The organism is Streptomyces yamdrokensis, from assembly GCF_053890455.1.
Genome location: NZ_JBSSMB010000002.1, coordinates 28,077 through 42,186, shown reverse-complemented (window position 1 = coordinate 42,186; position 14,110 = coordinate 28,077). Strand labels below are relative to the sequence as shown.

General features: G+C 69.8%; 16 protein-coding genes. 6 read left to right on the top strand and 10 right to left on the bottom strand.

Annotation, left to right across the window (positions count from 1 at the left end; translation table 11 throughout):
- Nucleotides 1-6: 6 nt before the first annotated feature.
- The 8 genes from ACWZEH_RS34335 to ACWZEH_RS34300 all read right to left on the bottom strand — a co-directional run bounded on the left by ACWZEH_RS34335 (nucleotide 7) and on the right by ACWZEH_RS34300 (nucleotide 6,683).
- Nucleotides 7-2,022: a hypothetical protein gene (locus ACWZEH_RS34335; protein ID WP_456200187.1), complete on the bottom strand. Its 2,016-nt coding sequence runs from the start codon at nucleotides 2,020-2,022 to the stop codon at nucleotides 7-9.
- Nucleotides 2,023-2,143: 121 nt separating this feature from the next.
- A complete protein-coding gene (locus ACWZEH_RS34330; RefSeq protein ID WP_456200185.1) occupies nucleotides 2,144-2,350 on the bottom strand; it encodes a hypothetical protein in 207 nt (68 codons plus the stop codon).
- A gap of 11 nt (nucleotides 2,351-2,361) precedes the next feature.
- Complete coding sequence (locus tag ACWZEH_RS34325) at nucleotides 2,362-2,862, bottom strand: hypothetical protein (RefSeq protein ID WP_037940351.1); 501 nt, start codon at nucleotides 2,860-2,862, stop codon at nucleotides 2,362-2,364.
- A 151-nt stretch (nucleotides 2,863-3,013) separates the two neighbouring features.
- A complete protein-coding gene (locus tag ACWZEH_RS34320) occupies nucleotides 3,014-4,534 on the bottom strand; it encodes a DUF2637 domain-containing protein (protein WP_456200183.1) in 1,521 nt (506 codons plus the stop codon).
- Between the two features lie 390 nt (nucleotides 4,535-4,924).
- The gene (locus ACWZEH_RS34315) at nucleotides 4,925-5,170 is read right to left on the bottom strand and encodes a hypothetical protein (RefSeq protein WP_456200181.1); all 246 of its coding nucleotides are present in this window, start codon (nucleotides 5,168-5,170) and stop codon (nucleotides 4,925-4,927) included.
- Between the two features lie 210 nt (nucleotides 5,171-5,380).
- On the bottom strand, nucleotides 5,381-5,824 hold the full coding sequence (locus ACWZEH_RS34310; RefSeq protein ID WP_456200180.1) for a hypothetical protein: 444 nt from the start codon (nucleotides 5,822-5,824) through the stop codon (nucleotides 5,381-5,383).
- Between the two features lie 173 nt (nucleotides 5,825-5,997).
- Nucleotides 5,998-6,282 carry a hypothetical protein gene (locus ACWZEH_RS34305; RefSeq protein ID WP_456200178.1) on the bottom strand — a complete coding sequence of 95 codons (285 nt, stop codon included), beginning with the start codon at nucleotides 6,280-6,282 and terminating at the stop codon, nucleotides 5,998-6,000.
- Nucleotides 6,279-6,683, bottom strand: coding sequence for an RNA polymerase sigma factor (locus ACWZEH_RS34300; protein ID WP_456200176.1), 405 nt, complete (start codon nucleotides 6,681-6,683; stop codon nucleotides 6,279-6,281). Before ACWZEH_RS34300 ends, ACWZEH_RS34305 begins: the two co-directional genes overlap by 4 nt.
- Before the next feature lie 572 nt (nucleotides 6,684-7,255).
- On the opposite strand from ACWZEH_RS34300, the gene ACWZEH_RS34295 reads away from it, so the two are divergent.
- The 3 genes from ACWZEH_RS34295 to ACWZEH_RS34285 all read left to right on the top strand — a co-directional run bounded on the left by ACWZEH_RS34295 (nucleotide 7,256) and on the right by ACWZEH_RS34285 (nucleotide 9,373).
- Nucleotides 7,256-7,594, top strand: coding sequence for a GntR family transcriptional regulator (locus ACWZEH_RS34295; protein WP_456200175.1), 339 nt, complete (start codon nucleotides 7,256-7,258; stop codon nucleotides 7,592-7,594).
- Between the two features lie 178 nt (nucleotides 7,595-7,772).
- The gene (locus ACWZEH_RS34290; RefSeq protein WP_456200173.1) at nucleotides 7,773-8,807 is read left to right on the top strand and encodes an AAA family ATPase; all 1,035 of its coding nucleotides are present in this window, start codon (nucleotides 7,773-7,775) and stop codon (nucleotides 8,805-8,807) included.
- Nucleotides 8,804-9,373, top strand: coding sequence for a phosphotransferase-like protein (locus ACWZEH_RS34285; RefSeq protein ID WP_456200171.1), 570 nt, complete (start codon nucleotides 8,804-8,806; stop codon nucleotides 9,371-9,373). The genes ACWZEH_RS34290 and ACWZEH_RS34285 overlap by 4 nt, the downstream gene beginning before the upstream one ends.
- Before the next feature lie 7 nt (nucleotides 9,374-9,380).
- Here ACWZEH_RS34285 and ACWZEH_RS34280 read toward each other — a convergent pair whose 3' ends face one another.
- Both ACWZEH_RS34280 and ACWZEH_RS34275 read right to left on the bottom strand, forming a co-directional pair.
- Nucleotides 9,381-10,178, bottom strand: a complete 798-nt coding sequence (locus tag ACWZEH_RS34280; protein WP_456200195.1) for an NAD(P)-dependent oxidoreductase — start codon at nucleotides 10,176-10,178, stop codon at nucleotides 9,381-9,383.
- A gap of 46 nt (nucleotides 10,179-10,224) precedes the next feature.
- A complete protein-coding gene (locus ACWZEH_RS34275; RefSeq protein WP_456200170.1) occupies nucleotides 10,225-10,872 on the bottom strand; it encodes an HAD family hydrolase in 648 nt (215 codons plus the stop codon).
- A 163-nt stretch (nucleotides 10,873-11,035) separates the two neighbouring features.
- On the opposite strand from ACWZEH_RS34275, the gene ACWZEH_RS34270 reads away from it, so the two are divergent.
- From ACWZEH_RS34270 to ACWZEH_RS34260, 3 genes are all read left to right on the top strand, one after another.
- Nucleotides 11,036-11,314 carry a helix-turn-helix domain-containing protein gene (locus ACWZEH_RS34270; protein WP_391795453.1) on the top strand — a complete coding sequence of 93 codons (279 nt, stop codon included), beginning with the start codon at nucleotides 11,036-11,038 and terminating at the stop codon, nucleotides 11,312-11,314.
- A 269-nt stretch (nucleotides 11,315-11,583) separates the two neighbouring features.
- Entirely contained in the window at nucleotides 11,584-12,708 is a 1,125-nt protein-coding gene (locus ACWZEH_RS34265) for a hypothetical protein (RefSeq protein ID WP_456200168.1), read from the top strand.
- Nucleotides 12,705-14,060 (top strand): replicative DNA helicase, encoded by a 1,356-nt coding sequence (locus ACWZEH_RS34260; protein ID WP_456200167.1) that lies wholly within the window; start codon nucleotides 12,705-12,707, stop codon nucleotides 14,058-14,060. The genes ACWZEH_RS34265 and ACWZEH_RS34260 overlap by 4 nt, the downstream gene beginning before the upstream one ends.
- The last annotated feature ends 50 nt before the right edge of the window (nucleotides 14,061-14,110 follow it).

The window sequence follows — 14,110 nt, the reverse complement described above, 5'->3', positions numbered from 1 at the left end:
CTCCTGTCAGTTCTCGTTGTGGATGCGGGCGCTGGGGGTGGCGAGGCCGGCGTCGGCGGTCGCGTCCTGGGTGGGCCGGTAGTCCCGCGCCATGGCCACTTCCTCCGCTTCGGCGAGTTCAGCGGCGTCCAGAGCGGCCCGGGCCATCCGCTCGGCCTGGACGACCAGCTGCGCCACGCTCTCCATTAGCACCGACACAGCGCGCAGGGTGCGCGGCCCGGTGACGTTGTGCGTGACGGCCAGGTCGTGCGCCATCGACTCCAGTTCACCCAGCAGCAGCCGGGCCTGTTTGGCCAGCGCGGCGCACTCGTCATGGGTTTCCATGCCCGCGGTGGTGAGCAGCGTGAGGGCCTTGAGCGCGTCATCCAGGGTGATGTCGGTGGCGTGCTGGGCGGGCATGCCGCCCGGTGACGGCACCGACGCGGCCACGGGCGTCGGGACGCCGGCAGTCCTCGCGGGGACAGTGGGCATAGGGATCGGTTCCTTTCTGCGGGTGGTGCCGGGGCGCGGCCCGGCCGGTCGCTGCGGGGCGCGGGGCAGGGCAGGGGCGCCCTGTTTCGGCAGTGCCTGCTGCCTCGGGCCGATCGCGGTCGGCTCCCAGCGCTTGGCGTGCGCGCCGGGCGGGTCGACCTGTTCGACGGTGATCGTGACGGCGGGGCCGGTGTCGGCGTCGAACGGCGAGGACCGTGCCTGCCCGTATCCGGCGCCGGGGCCGCCCGGGCCGGGGCCGGGCCCGGACGGGTCAGGTGCATCCGGGCCGGAGCCGGCCGACGGTCCCGGTCGGTTGGTCGTGCTGTCCGAGCTGCCGCGTTTCTCGGACGAGGACGGGCGGCCTGGCGTGCGGCGCGGTCCGCCGTCGGCCGACCAGCGCTCGCGCCGTTTCTTCCACCGGTCGTTCACGGCGTCGAAGACGGCGTCGCGAAAACCGACCCGGTCGCCGGAAGGTGTCCAGCCGTCGTTGCTGGTGCTCCGGTCCTTGTTGCTTCCTTTCCCGCCCGTGCCCGTGCCGGGGGCGTCGGGGCCGGAGCGTCGCTTGCGCCACCGGTCCTGTGGCCGGTCGCCGGCCTTCTCCCAGAACGTCGGCCCCGGCCTGCTGTTCTTGACGGCCTTGCGGAGCGCGTCCTTCGTGTCCGCCGCGCTGGCCGCGCCCTTGCCGTCGGGCTTCTTCTTGTTGCCTTTGCCCCACCAGTCCGCGAGGGTCTGGCGGGCGGAGCGGCGTCCGCTCCCGCCCGTGCCCGCACTCCCGCGGTCGCTGCCCGGATGGGCCGGGCCCCGGGTACCGCTGCCACCAGAGCTCCCGGAGCCGTCCTTCCGGTGGGAGCCGCCGCCGTTTCGGTTGCCCGGCCCGCCGTTTCGGTCCCACAGGGAGCCGTTTCGATTCGAGCCGGTCCCATTTCGGCTGGAGCCGGATCCGGTGCCGGTGCGGTGCTGCGCGGAGCCGCTGTGCAGCCCTGTGCGGCCCGTTACGGCCCTGCCTGGACCGATGCCGCCACCACTCCGTCCCGGGCCGCCTGAGCCGCGCCCAAGGGCGCTGCGACCGTAGTCGTGGCTGGAGGGGACCCGGCGGGCGCGGGCGTGCTCGCGGCCGGCTTCCGCGTGGTGCCGGGCGGCATCCGCGGTCGCTTTCGCGGCCAGCAGCTCCAGCTCCCGCTGGTGCGCTGCCGCCTCGGCCCGGCGCGGTCCGGACTCCTGGATCCAGGTCTGCAGTCCCTCGAACGCCGCGAGGGCGATGGCGAGGATGGCGGCCAGGGACAGCGCCCCGGTGTGCGGCGGTCCGGCGTCGCCGGGGGCCTGCTGCTCGCTCAGTCCGTCGCTGCGCAGCGACGCCGGCACGGCGTCCGGCGGGGGCGGCGCGTGGGGGACGGCGGGGGCGTCGAAGGCACTGATTCGAACAACGCCGTCCCCGTCGGAACGCTGCTCCTGGTCGTCGTCGAGGACGGGCGGGGACGGGACGGGCGGGGGCGGCGGGGAGCCGATCCGGGGCAGTGAGACCACGTTGTCCGGGCTGTCGTCGTCGGACATGCGCCCTCCTCTCCTGGTGACTGCCGGTGAGGGAAGGGGGCCGCCTCGCACGCGTACGCGTACGCGTGGTTGGGACCCCCGTCAACCCCCATTTCGGCGGTGATGATGATGACGATGACGATTACTGGCAGTGATCCCGGTAGAGCCGTTCCAGCTCCGCCGACAGGGCGTTGAAGGTGGCGTGGTCGCCGGTCCGCTTCACCTTCTGCAGGGCGGAGACCTTCACCAGATCGAGCCAGGCCCGGAAGAATTCCTCCGGGCCTTTCTCGCCTGCCGCGCTGGCCTGTTCGAGTCGGGCGTTCCAGTGGGCCGCCTTCTTCGGGGACATTCCGGCGGGCATCAGGCGCCCCGCTGCTGCTTGCCGAAGTAGTCGCCGAGCAGCTTCGGCGCGCCGGCCTGGCCGTCGTCGCTGTCGGCCGGGGCGAGGCGCTGCAGCGTGGCCTGCGCGGAGTTGTGGGCGGCGGCGCCTAGCTGCTGCTTGCGCTGCGCCTTGCGCAGGGCCTTGTCCTCCCGGCGCTTGAGGACCACCTCGGGCTGCGTCTCCTCGTACGCGGCGACGGTGCCGTTGATGGCCTTCGCGGCCTGGCGCATGGCCTTCGCGGCGTCCCGCAGGGGCTTGACCCGCTTGCGGGCCCGGGCGGCAGCGGAGATGCCCCAGGGCAGGTCACCGTCCAGGCGGCGGGCCTTGAGGTCGGCCTGGATGGCGTCGGCCAGGGCGTCGTAGGTCTGGGCGTCGGTCAGCAGACTGCCGCGGTGCTGGGCCTGCCAGCCCTCGCGCTGCCCGGGCAGTGCGAGGGCCTGCACACCGGTGGTGACCCGGGTGGCGATGTCCTTGCTCATCAGGGATTTCTCCTCGGGGTGGTGGTGTGATCCGGATCGGTGGGAAGCTGCGGATTGGCGTCTCGGCGCCTTCGCCGCGTCCCCGAGCTGTCAGCAGCAGTTCGGGGGCCGGCGGAACCGTCGGACGATCCAGTGCAGTGGGGTGGGGTGGTCAGGGGCGGTAGCCGCCGGCGAGCAGCTCGGCCGCTTCCTGGCGGTATTCGGACGCCGTGGCGGGCGAGGAGACGGCCAGTTCGTGCTGGATGTCCGCCAGCGGCAGCCGCTCGGCGATGCCGTCGGCGGCGAAGAGGATCATTCGCGCGACCCTGCGCACCGACCGCTCACGCGGCTTGAGCCGCGCGACGTCCTCGGCTTCGACCGCACGCCGCTCAATTTCGGCAGCGGCCAGACGCGTTTCGGCAGCGGCCTGCTCGGCTTCGGCGGCGTTCTTCTGAGCGCGCTTGGCGTCGGCGAGAGCGATCACCTGGCGGCGCTCCTCCTCTGCCTTCCTACGCTCGGTTTCGGCAGCGGCGCGCCGCGTTTCGGCGGCGGCCCGCTCCATTTCGGCGGCGGCCCTGTCCGCTTCGGCAGCGGCCTTGCGGGCTTCGGCGACGGCCTGGGTCTCGATCGCCTGCGCCTCCGCCGCGGCGACCCGGTCGGCCTCCGCCGCTTCCTTCCGCTTCTCGGCTGCCTGACGCTCCAGCTCGGCTGCGCGCAGGTCCGCCTCCGCCTTCGCCTCGCGCTCCTGGGCCTCCTTGCGCTGCGCCTCGGCCTGGCGGGCGCGGGCTTCGGCGATCAGCGCCGTCTCCAGTGCCTGTTCCTCCAGCTCGGCGGCCCGCTCGGCGGCGCTGGCCTGGGCTCGGGCGTGGGCGCGGGCCTGGGCGGTCTGGCCTTCCACCCGGGCGCGGACGGCCTCCAGCTCACCGTCGGCCTCCAGCCGGTCGGCTTCCGCCTTCTTCTGGGCGAGTTCCCGACGCGTCTCCGCGTCCAGGCGCCGGCGCTCGGCTTCCTCCGCCCGCTTCTGCGCCTCGCGTTCCTGCTTCTCAGGCAGCGCGAGGGCCTCGGAGACGGTGTATCCGTAAGGCGCCATCGTCATCGGCAGCCGCTCATCGTCGGTCGCCTTGGACAGGTCGCCGCCGTGCTTGCGCTTGAGCCACTGCTCGTAGGCGATGAGGTCCTGTTGGCGCCGGACCATCTCCTCGTAGGAGGCGACCGCGTACAGCCGCATGCGGCGGTAGAAGCGCGGCGTGTCCAGCGGGGCGAGGATCCAGCGGTGCAGCGGGATCCGGTCGACCGCGGTACCGGCCTCCAGCCTGGCCTTTTGGATGATCAGGCGGCGGGCGGCCTCCACACCGATGACGAAGAGGACCGGCATGACGCCGTGGCTGGCGGCCTTGACCGGGTCGTCGCCGATGTGGCCCTGTGAGCTGGCGTTGAACCACACGGTGGCGGCGGTCATGCCGTGCGCGGCCATGCGCAGCAGCGGCCACGGGGTGTCCTTGCGGATCAGGTACAGGTCCAGCGCGAGGAACGCGATGATGCTCGCGTCCACGCCGACCGGGAACCAGGGCGCCAGATCCTCGCTGAATCCCCAGGCCAGGGCGACCTTTGCGAGGGTGCTGTAGGACATCGCGAAGCCGATGACGCCGACGAGTGTGCCGCCGATCGCGGCGGCCACCGACAGCGCGGTCATCAGCCGGTCCCGCCGGGGCTTGATCGGGTTCCGGTTCGGTGCTCCCGAAACGCTTCCCGCCGCTCCCGAAACGGGAGCGGGTGGCTCCGAAACGGCGGTCGGCGGGCGCGAAACGGGGGTATCGAGAGCCGCCGTCTGCGGCGTCTCAGTGATCGACACGGGGGCCTCCAAAAGGGGGCGTTCAGGGTGCGGGCGAGACGATGGGGGCCGCTGCCGAAACGCGGCGGCGCGTTCCCGAAACAGCGGCCGGTGGAGCCGAAACGGCGGGTGCCGGGGCTGTGCGGCTCCCCTGGACCGCGCCCGGTCCCGCAGCCGCACGCGAAATGCGGGGGCGGGACCGGGCGGGTCAGGCAACCGACAGAGGTGGCGATGTCGGCTGAGCGGGATGGCTCAGGTGAGGTCGAGCCCGTCAGGGATCTCCCCGGCGCGCAGCTCGGCGGCAATGTGCCGGTACTCCGCCGCGTTGCTGCGGGCGATCTCGGCGGCGCGGGCAGCACAGGCTCGGGTGTAGTCGCTCTGACTAGGGTCGGCGGCGACACGTTCGCCGTCGGCGGCCGCGGCATCCGACCGGAGCGCGGCAGTGTTCTCGAAGTAGTCGGCCTCACGGTTCATGCGTGCGCGGGTGATGCGAGCCATGGGTGGTTGTCCTTCCGAGCGCGCCCCGCAGGGCGGGGCGGCGGGTGTGGTGGAGATCGGTGACGTGGTGGCCGGCCTCCCATGCGGCTGCGGCAGCGATGGCGGCGGCGGCCAGCAGCAGGCGGGCGAGGGGATGGCCGGGGCCGAGAGTGAGGGCGGCCCGGGCGGCGCGGTGCTGCGCTGCCCGGGCCGCGTGTATGAGGCGGGATGTCACCGGCCGATGGCGCGGCAGACGTCGCACGTCCAGGCGGTGGCCGGGGCCGGCCGGGCGCCGGTGACGCCGAACCAGCCGCCGCAGGTGTCGCACTGCCACTTGCCGGACGCGGTAGCCGGGACATGCGCGAGGGCCGACGCCGCGGGCGGGCAGTCGCTGCCCGTACAGCTCCACCGCCCGCACAGCGGGCAGGCGTCGTCGGCCATGACCGGCCGGTGCAGGGCGAGCACCGGCTGCCGGATGTAGCCGGGCGCCATCTCCTGGAGTGTGCGCCGCGCCCGTCGACCGTCCGGGATCCGGGCGTCGGCCTCGCGCACCATGCGCTCCAGGAGGTCACCGAGCTGGTGGTGCGCGACGGTGAGGCAGACCCCGGTGTGGAAGTTGCCGCACCGGGTGCACGCGTACTCCGGGTTGGCTGCGGACTCTGTCACACGGGCCATAGCCCGTGTCATGATCGTCGTGGTCAAGGGTTCTCCTAAGGTTCCGTTGACCGGACAGCCCCGGAGCTCTCACCTTCCGGGGCTGTCACCTTGTGACTGGCCAGGCGGCCAGCCACGGCCCTTCTCCCGCCCCTGACGCTCTGGTGGGGCGGGAAAGGGACCGTGGCGGGCCGTCAGGCGGCGGGGGCGTATGCCGTCCTGGCCGGTCGGATCAGGTAGTCCGACGTCGTCCACACCGAACCGACCGCGAAGGGCTGACCGTCCGGGCGCAGGGTGTCGCGGACGATGACCGCCCACCGGGCGCTGTCACGGCACAGCAGCTTCGCCGCGTCGGCCGGATCGGTGACCAGGACCAAGACCTCGAAGCGGCCGTCCACGTTCTGGTAGATCGCACCGGGGCGACGCGGGCCGATCTCGTCGGCGGCGCTGGACAGTGGAAAAGCGGTGGCGGGGTTCATGCTGCGGCTCCGATCAGCTGGGCGAGGCGATGCAGGGCGAGGGCGTCGGTGAAGTCGGTGGACTGCTCGCGCCGGACCCGGGCCAAGCGGTAGTGGTCGACAGCCCGGCGGCGGGCCCGCATCGTGAGGAACCCGGCCGGGGAGTGCAGCGGGTTTCCGCGCAGCAGGTGCTGCCAGGTGTCCAACCAGACGTCCTGGGCGATCTCGTCGACCAAGCCGCGGTCTTCGGGGCGCAGCGCGCGGGCGGCGGCCCGGGTGACCATCGGGGCGTACTGGCGGTACACGCTGTCGAGGAGCTGGCGGGTGTCGGTGTCCTCGTGCCGCGCGCTGTGCGGGTGCGATCGGCTGTCGGTCTGCGGCTGGGGCTGGCTTCCGTCGCGCTCGTGCGGCTGGGGCCTCACCGGTAGCGGCGGTCGGGTGGTTAAGGCGGGAGGTGCTGTCATGCTGGGCATGTGGTGGGTCGTCCTCTCGCGAAGGGTGACCTGCGACAAGACCCCCAGGGGCGCAATCCCTGGGGGTCGTCGCATGAGTGCGTCCTGCGCACTCCGCCGGCCACCGGCCCGACCAGGAAGGTGGGGCGGTGTACGGCGGGCTGCGAAGGTGCGGCGCGATCTTTGCCCTTGTCTCACCTGCGCGTTCGGATCACTTGTCCGCCCGTGAGGGCGGCATGGGAGAAGGTGCGTGGCTGCTCGCGCAGGCAGGGCTGGCTTATCGCAGTTGCCTGATCCCGGGTGGCCATTGGATTCGCCCTATGACGCCCCTCCGCAGGTCTCTTGCTCGGAGGCGTCAGCGAGTCGTGGCTCCGGGTGTCCTCTGTTGAGTTGTCAATCAACCGGCGCTTCCTTCGAGCCCTTACGAGCTCTCCAGGCGTCATACCGTGCTGCGTTACACAACTTAGCTGATACAGTCACAACCGTGTCAACCAAGTTGGTAAAGCTGTCTAAATCAGCGAAGGGTCTCTACGATGTGGCTCATGGCAACCGAGGACCTGCAGCCTTACCAGCGCATCGTGCAGGAAGTGAAGGACCAGGTCCGGCTTGGCCGCCTGAAGGGCAACGACAAACTGCCCAGCACCCGAGAACTCGCAGACCACTACGGCGTTGCCCCAGGCACAGTGCAGCGAGCGCTGACAGAGCTCCGCACAGACGGCGTCATCTACTCCCACCAGGGTCGCGGATCCTTCATCCGGGAGACGGCTGTCGATGCCGTCGCCGATCCAACAGCCCAGGCGATCAAGCAACTGGAACAGCAGGTGGCTGACCTGACTGAGCGCTTGGAGCGGCTTGAGTCCGGCGACAACAGGAGAAGCTGACCAAGCACCACTCACCGCGCCCTCCGTCTGACGGTTCTCCTTGTGGGGACATCACAGCGGTAGCGAGCTCGGAACAGAATCACGGCGGCTTGTCGAAGCTCCTACACCTGTTCATACACACGGTTTCAACATCCGCGTATACATGGGATTTTGGGATCTACCTCTAGGCTCCGAGATCATGACGACGGAGGCGCAAAAGGTGGGGAAAAACCACATCGGGTGGCGGCCTGAACGGTTGCGTGAGCATCGTGAAGCGCACGGGCTGACCCTGGAGCAGGCGGGCGAACGTCTCCGACAGGTGGCCGAGCAAGCCAGGTTGAAGGGCATCCCCGCCGCCAATCCACAGACGCTCTGGCAGCATGAGCAGGGGGAGGTCTACCCAGGCCCCCACTACCGGCGCGCCTACTGCCTCCTTTACCGGGCCACCGAACCTGATCTCGGCTTCCGCAATCCACTGCCCGGAGAAGAGACGTCCTTCAAGCTCACGCCAATGAACGGTCGCCTCAACGGATCGCACGTCCTCGCCGTTGAGCGTGCAATCCACCGCATCACACCCGGCAGCGACGGTGCAGACCACATCGCGCTCCAGCAGCGCATCATCGACGCCTGGAAGAGACGGCATACTGGCGGCGACCCGCACCGGCCTGTCCTGATCCTGGTCGGCGGATTCGCCGGCAGCGGGAAGACAGAGCTAGCCAGGTTCTTCGTCCAGCTCACCGGCTGGCCGTTGCTCGATAAGGACCCTCTCACCAGACCGCTGGTGGAGCGGCTCCTGGTGGCGTTGGGCAGCGACCCCAACGATCGACACACAGAGCTTTATCGGGAACGTGTCCGGCCTGTGGAGTACGACTGCCTCATGCAGTCCGCCATGGCCAACATCAAGTGCGGTATCTCAACCGTGCTGACCGCGCCGTTCATCTCAGAGATGACGGATGCGGACTGGATGCAGCGGCTGACTAATCGCGCTAGCTCACTGGGCGTCGATGTCTTCCCCGTGTGGGTACGGTGCGACGAAGAGTCGATGCGCGAGTACATCACCTTCCGCTCAGCCGCACGGGACGCGTGGAAGCTCCAGCGCTGGGACGAGTACATGGCAACCATCGATCTGGACCTGCGCCCGGCAGTGCCGCACCTGGTCGTCGACAACCGTCTAGGCACCGCAGTGTCGCTCGCGGACCAAGCCCGGCAGGCGATGGGGGCGATGTACGCGTGACCGAACGACAAGGCGTAATCCTTTACGGTCCGCCGGCCGCCGGAAAGGACACCGTCACCGCAGCCCTCACCGAACTGAGCCTTCGGTACGCGCAGTTCGCGCGGCTCAAGATCGGCACCGGCAAGTCGGCCGGCTACCGGATGGGTACGGCGGAGCAGCTGCGCGAGCTGGAGTCCGCGGGCGACGTCGTCTACGCGAACTCGCGGTACGGCAACACGTACGTCATAGACGCGCCCGGCCTAGACGCGGCGTTCGCCGCCGGGGTGCCGGTAGTGCACCTCGGGCAGGTCGACGGCATCCGGGCCCTGGTCAACGGCTATCCGGCCGACTGGTCGGCGGTGATGCTGTGGTGCCCTCGTGAGGCGACCGGGCAGCGGTCGGTGGATCGCGGCGACAGAGACACTGCGGCGCGCCTGGCGGCATGGGACGCGACCCGCGAGGACCTGGACGCGCACCCGGGCATGATCTGGGACCTGATGGTGGACACCACGGCGGCGTCTCCGCAGGACGCGGCACGGCTCATTGACCAGCTGCTGGCGCAGCGGGCAGGAGCGGCGACGACATGAGCGCGGGCTACGGCTGGGCGAGTCGGTCCAAGGCGTCGGTGAGCGTAAGCTCGCCGTCCTTGGCGTCGTTCCACCGTGCCAGCGTGGACGCGGCTGCGCGCAACATCTCCGGTGGAAGGCCAGCGGCCGCGAGGGCGTCGGCGGCTTCCTGCAGCTCCGGGCCCCAGCGCCAGGCGCGCGCGGCGGTCTTGGCGACGTACTCCGGTTCCGCGAGGTACGAGTCGGTGCGCCGGGAGGCGACCTCGACGAGTTCCTGGTCGACGCCGTGCTCACGCGCCATGCCTACTGCGAGCGCCACCAGTACCCGGCTGGTCTTCTGGAACGATGCATACGACAGTTTCAGCGCGGACGCCTTCCCAACCTCTCTGCCCAGCGTCTTCGTCTGCACGGCAGTATCAGCGAAAAGTGCTTCGATCTGGGCGGTCGCGGCAACAGGTCCGGACAAGTACAACGTCGGCGTCTTGCCGCATACGGGCGGGGAGCCTACGACGCCGCCGTCCACGACGGCCGCCGCAGGTTTGAGCAGCTCAGCAATGCGGACCATGCGCTCGGGGTTGATCGCATTCGCCTCCACATACACCCCAGCGAAGCCGTGCTCGGCGACATCGCGGGCCAGGTCTTCGGCGGCAGCCGGTGGGCAGAGGCTGATGACGATGTCACTGCGGTCCAACAGGTTCCGTAGCGTGGCCACCGGCGTCAGGCCGAACTGCTGGGCCCGTGCCGCGGACGCAGGGCTACGCCCGGCCTCGCACCATAGGACTGCGGCCGCATTCGTCGCAGCACAGGCGGCGACGGGGGCGCCCATGCTGCCGGGGTGGAGGATGCCAACGACAGGCTGGTGGGTCACTGGGCTACTCCACGGAGTGGGTGAGCAGGTACTCGATGGCTTGGGTGACATCATCGACCGTGTGGTGTGGGGTTGTAAGGCCGTCAGGCCAGAGTCGGTCACGTACCCAGATCACACGCAGGCCGGCGTTGTAGCCGCCGGCAGCATCGGTCTCGGGGTTGTCTCCGCACATCCAGTCACTAGGGGTCAGTTGAGTGCCGCAGCGGGCTGCGGCAAGCTCGAACAGTCGCGGATCAGGTTTTCGAACGTCAATGTCACCCGAGGCGGCGATGCCGTCGATCAGGTCAGCAAGACCAGTCGCGCGCACCTTGGCACGCTGGATGTCGCTGGCTCCGTTAGTTGCGACGCCTATCCGCCAACCAGCCCCCTTGAGGCGGCTCAGGGCTTCGAGAACTTCTGGGCGACAGGTGACGGCAGTCGCCATGCGATCAATGTAGACCCGCCACAGGTGATCAGGGTCCTCATCGAGGTTGAAGGCATCACAAAGGCGGACGAAGTCGTGACGTTCAGCCCGGTCGGCAAGTTCGCTCAGCAGCCACTGCTCAATCTCCGGCCCATAGCCGTGGTCGTGGCTGAGGACGGCTATGGCGTCCGCGAAGGCAGCGGTGCGGTCGACCAGGGTGCCATCCAGGTCGAAGAGGGCGAGGCGCATGCGATTGACCTTAGCCTTGCCCCTCGCTTCGTCGACCTGTGCCTGCGCCAGGCTCGCTTAGAACTGCACACAAATCAAAGTTTTCGCATGACACACTGTCATCTCTGCCTGAAAAAGTGCAGCGTTATGTATAGTTCCGGATCACGTAAGGAGAGGGGGATCAGTGTCTGAGCTACTCAACGCAGTCGATGCTCTGCTCGCACGGCCGGACACCATGCCGCCGCCGGACGTCCGGGCTCGGCTGAGGAAAGCCGACGGGCTGACGCAAGAAGAAGTCGCCGAAGTCTTCGGCGTCACCCGCGTGGCCTTCCACCGCTGGGAGACCGGCCTGGCCAAGCCTCGCCGACGCCACCTCGAGGCTTACGTTCGCCTGTTGAACGGCTGGGCGGCAAAGCATCCAGAGGCGGTACAGGCTCCAGAACCGGAACGACAGGCTGGATAAGGAGACTGATGCCAACCAGCCCGTAAACGCCGAAGCGGCCCCGTCGCCACAACGGGACCGCTTCCTAGCGATCGACTCGCAACCCTTCCAAAAGCTCGAGTCGTGAGCAGCGAGGTGACCTCGTCTGCCGGGTGATGCCCGTGGACCCTAGAGCCCGCGTGGTCACCTATACCCAGGATATGCGCGGCTCCGCGCGCATCGCCACTATCCCGGGTCGGCAGTACGTCACAGTCGCTGGTCATGACTCCCCTAACTGGGGAGATGCCCCCTTGCACAGCCCACACCGCCTGCCATCACCTGACGACTTCGGCGCCAGCTACCTTGAACGCGGCTGGGAGCCGCCTGAGGAAGTTGTGCTGCGCCGCGAGCTGGTACGCACGCCGGGCTTGCAGCCCGAAGACATCGGAGTCCTGGCAGAGCTGCTGCTGCGCGACCCACGCCTGCCGTCGACCATGGAAGCCATCCGCCGGGACCTGCAGGCGCAGGGCTGGAAGATGGGCAAGGACCGATACAACGCCATCGCGGCGCGCCTGACGAAGGCCGGCCACCTGGCCCGCGTCCCGGTCTATGACGACACCACGCAGCGCCCCACCTGGGTCACGCGGGTCTACCGCAATCCCGCGAACAACGAGCAGTACGTCGACCTCGGCATCGCGGCATCGCAGCAGGTCAGCGCCGAAGTGCGGGTTTCCCGCGATTCCCAGCCCTCCGGATCGCGGGAAACCCGCGTTTCGCCTGGTCAGAGCCGGAATGCGGAAAACCCGCGATCCGGAGCCGGATCGCGGAAAACCCGCGATCCGGAAACCCGCGTTTCGCCTGGTCAGAGCCGGAATGCGGAAAACTCGCGATCCGCTTTGCCCCCCCCACACCCCCCGGAGGAGGAGGAATCCTCCTCCCCTACCCCTCCCACGCGCACCTCGCGGTCGCTTCCGTCACAGCGGGAGGAGGCGGAGTTCTCCCCGGAGGAGATCACTGCGGCCGAGGACTTCCTCCAGCAGATGCAGCGCTGGCAGGCTGGTGCGGCAACGGCACGCCGGTGTGCGCCGAAGTTGCTGCGTACGATGCGCAAGCAGGGTTGGCCGTCGTTGCTGGGCATGGACCTCGAGCAGCATGCGTTGCTCGAGGCGGACGTGCTGAAGAACACCGGCGGCGCGACGTCCTGGACGAAGTGCCTGCCCGGTTGGGTGGAGGACCTGCGCCGCTACGCCCTGGTGCGCCCTCAGATCACGACCGCACCGACCGGCAGCAGCCCGCGCCCGGCGGCCCGCGGCGTGATTGCGGCCTGCCCCGCGTGTGACGAGTACGGCTGGCTCCTGGACGACGACGACAGCGGCCCGCAGCGCCGCTGCACGCACCCCGGCATTACCCGTAGCGAAGTGGAGGTGGCCAAGTGACCACGACCCTGGACCAGGAGCAGGCCGTCTCCGTGGACTCCGAACGTCGCGCGCTGGGCGCCTGTCTGATGGCCACCCCGGCCTACGATCCGGTGGCCGACGTGGCGCGAGCCGTGCGCGCGGGCGACTGGCATGAGCCCGCGCACGAGCTGGTGTGGTCGGCCGTGCAGCGGCTGCACGGCGCCAGCCGCCCGACCGGAGTGCCGGCCGTGGAGGCCGAGCTGCGGCGCAGCGGTGACCTGGAACGCGTGGGCGGTGCGGTCGGCCTGTCCCGCATCGCGGGTGAGGCGTGCTCCGCGGCTGAGGCTGGCCACTACGCCGACCTTGTGCACGGCTACGCTCAGGTGCGCCGCTACCAGCAGGCGCTGGTGCGCGGAATGCAGGGCGCCCGCCAGGCGGATCCGCTTTCGGTGCCGGAGACGATCGCCGCCCACCAGGCGGAGCTGGAGTATCTGGCCGCCGACGACCAGGACAACGACGACACCTTCGGCCGGTTCGGCGACCACCTGGACGCGCACCTGGACAGCCTTGCCGTCTCCGTCCCGCCGGCCGCCGTCACCGGGTTCACCGACCTGGACAGCCTGATGAAGCTGATGCCCGGGCAGATGGTTCTGGTCGCCGCACGCCCGGCCATGGGCAAGAGCGCGTTCGCGCTCGGCGTCGCCACCGCCAACGCCCGCAAGGGAGCTCCCACCCTCGTGCACAGCCTGGAGATGGGCCGGGCCGAAGTCAGCAACCGGATCCTGTCGGCCCGGGCCCGGGTGGCGTTTCACCACATCCGCGACGGCGTCGACAGCCTCACCCAGGACGACTGGGACCGACTCGACCGGCACACCCCGGAACTGCGGGGCCTGCCGCTGTGGATGGACTACAGCGCCCGCGTCAGCCCGGCCCGGATCCGTTCCCGCATCAAGACCGTCATTCGCGAGACCGGCCGGGCTCCGCTCGTGGTCGTCGACTATCTCCAGCTGATGCAGACCGACCAGCGCAACGCCCGGCAGTCGACCTACGACCGCGTCACTGAGATCAGCCGCGAACTGAAGATCCTCGCCTCCGACACCGGCGCGGTCATCATCGCCCTGGCCCAGCTCAACCGCGGGCCCGAGCAACGGCAGGACAAGCGCCCGGCGGTGAGCGACCTGCGCGACTCCGGCGCGCTGGAGCAAGACGCCGACGCGATCATCCTGCTGCACCGCGAGGACTACTACGAGCCCGAGTCCGAGCGCGCCGGAGAGACCGACCTGATCGTGGCCAAGCACCGCAACGGACCCACCGCCACCGTCACCGTGGCCCACCAGTTCCACTACAGCCGCCTGCGCGACATGTCCGGCGCGAAAGAACCGGCCCTCTAACCGCCCTGGACGCCGCTGTGCGGCGCGATCACGGGCGGGCCGGACAACTA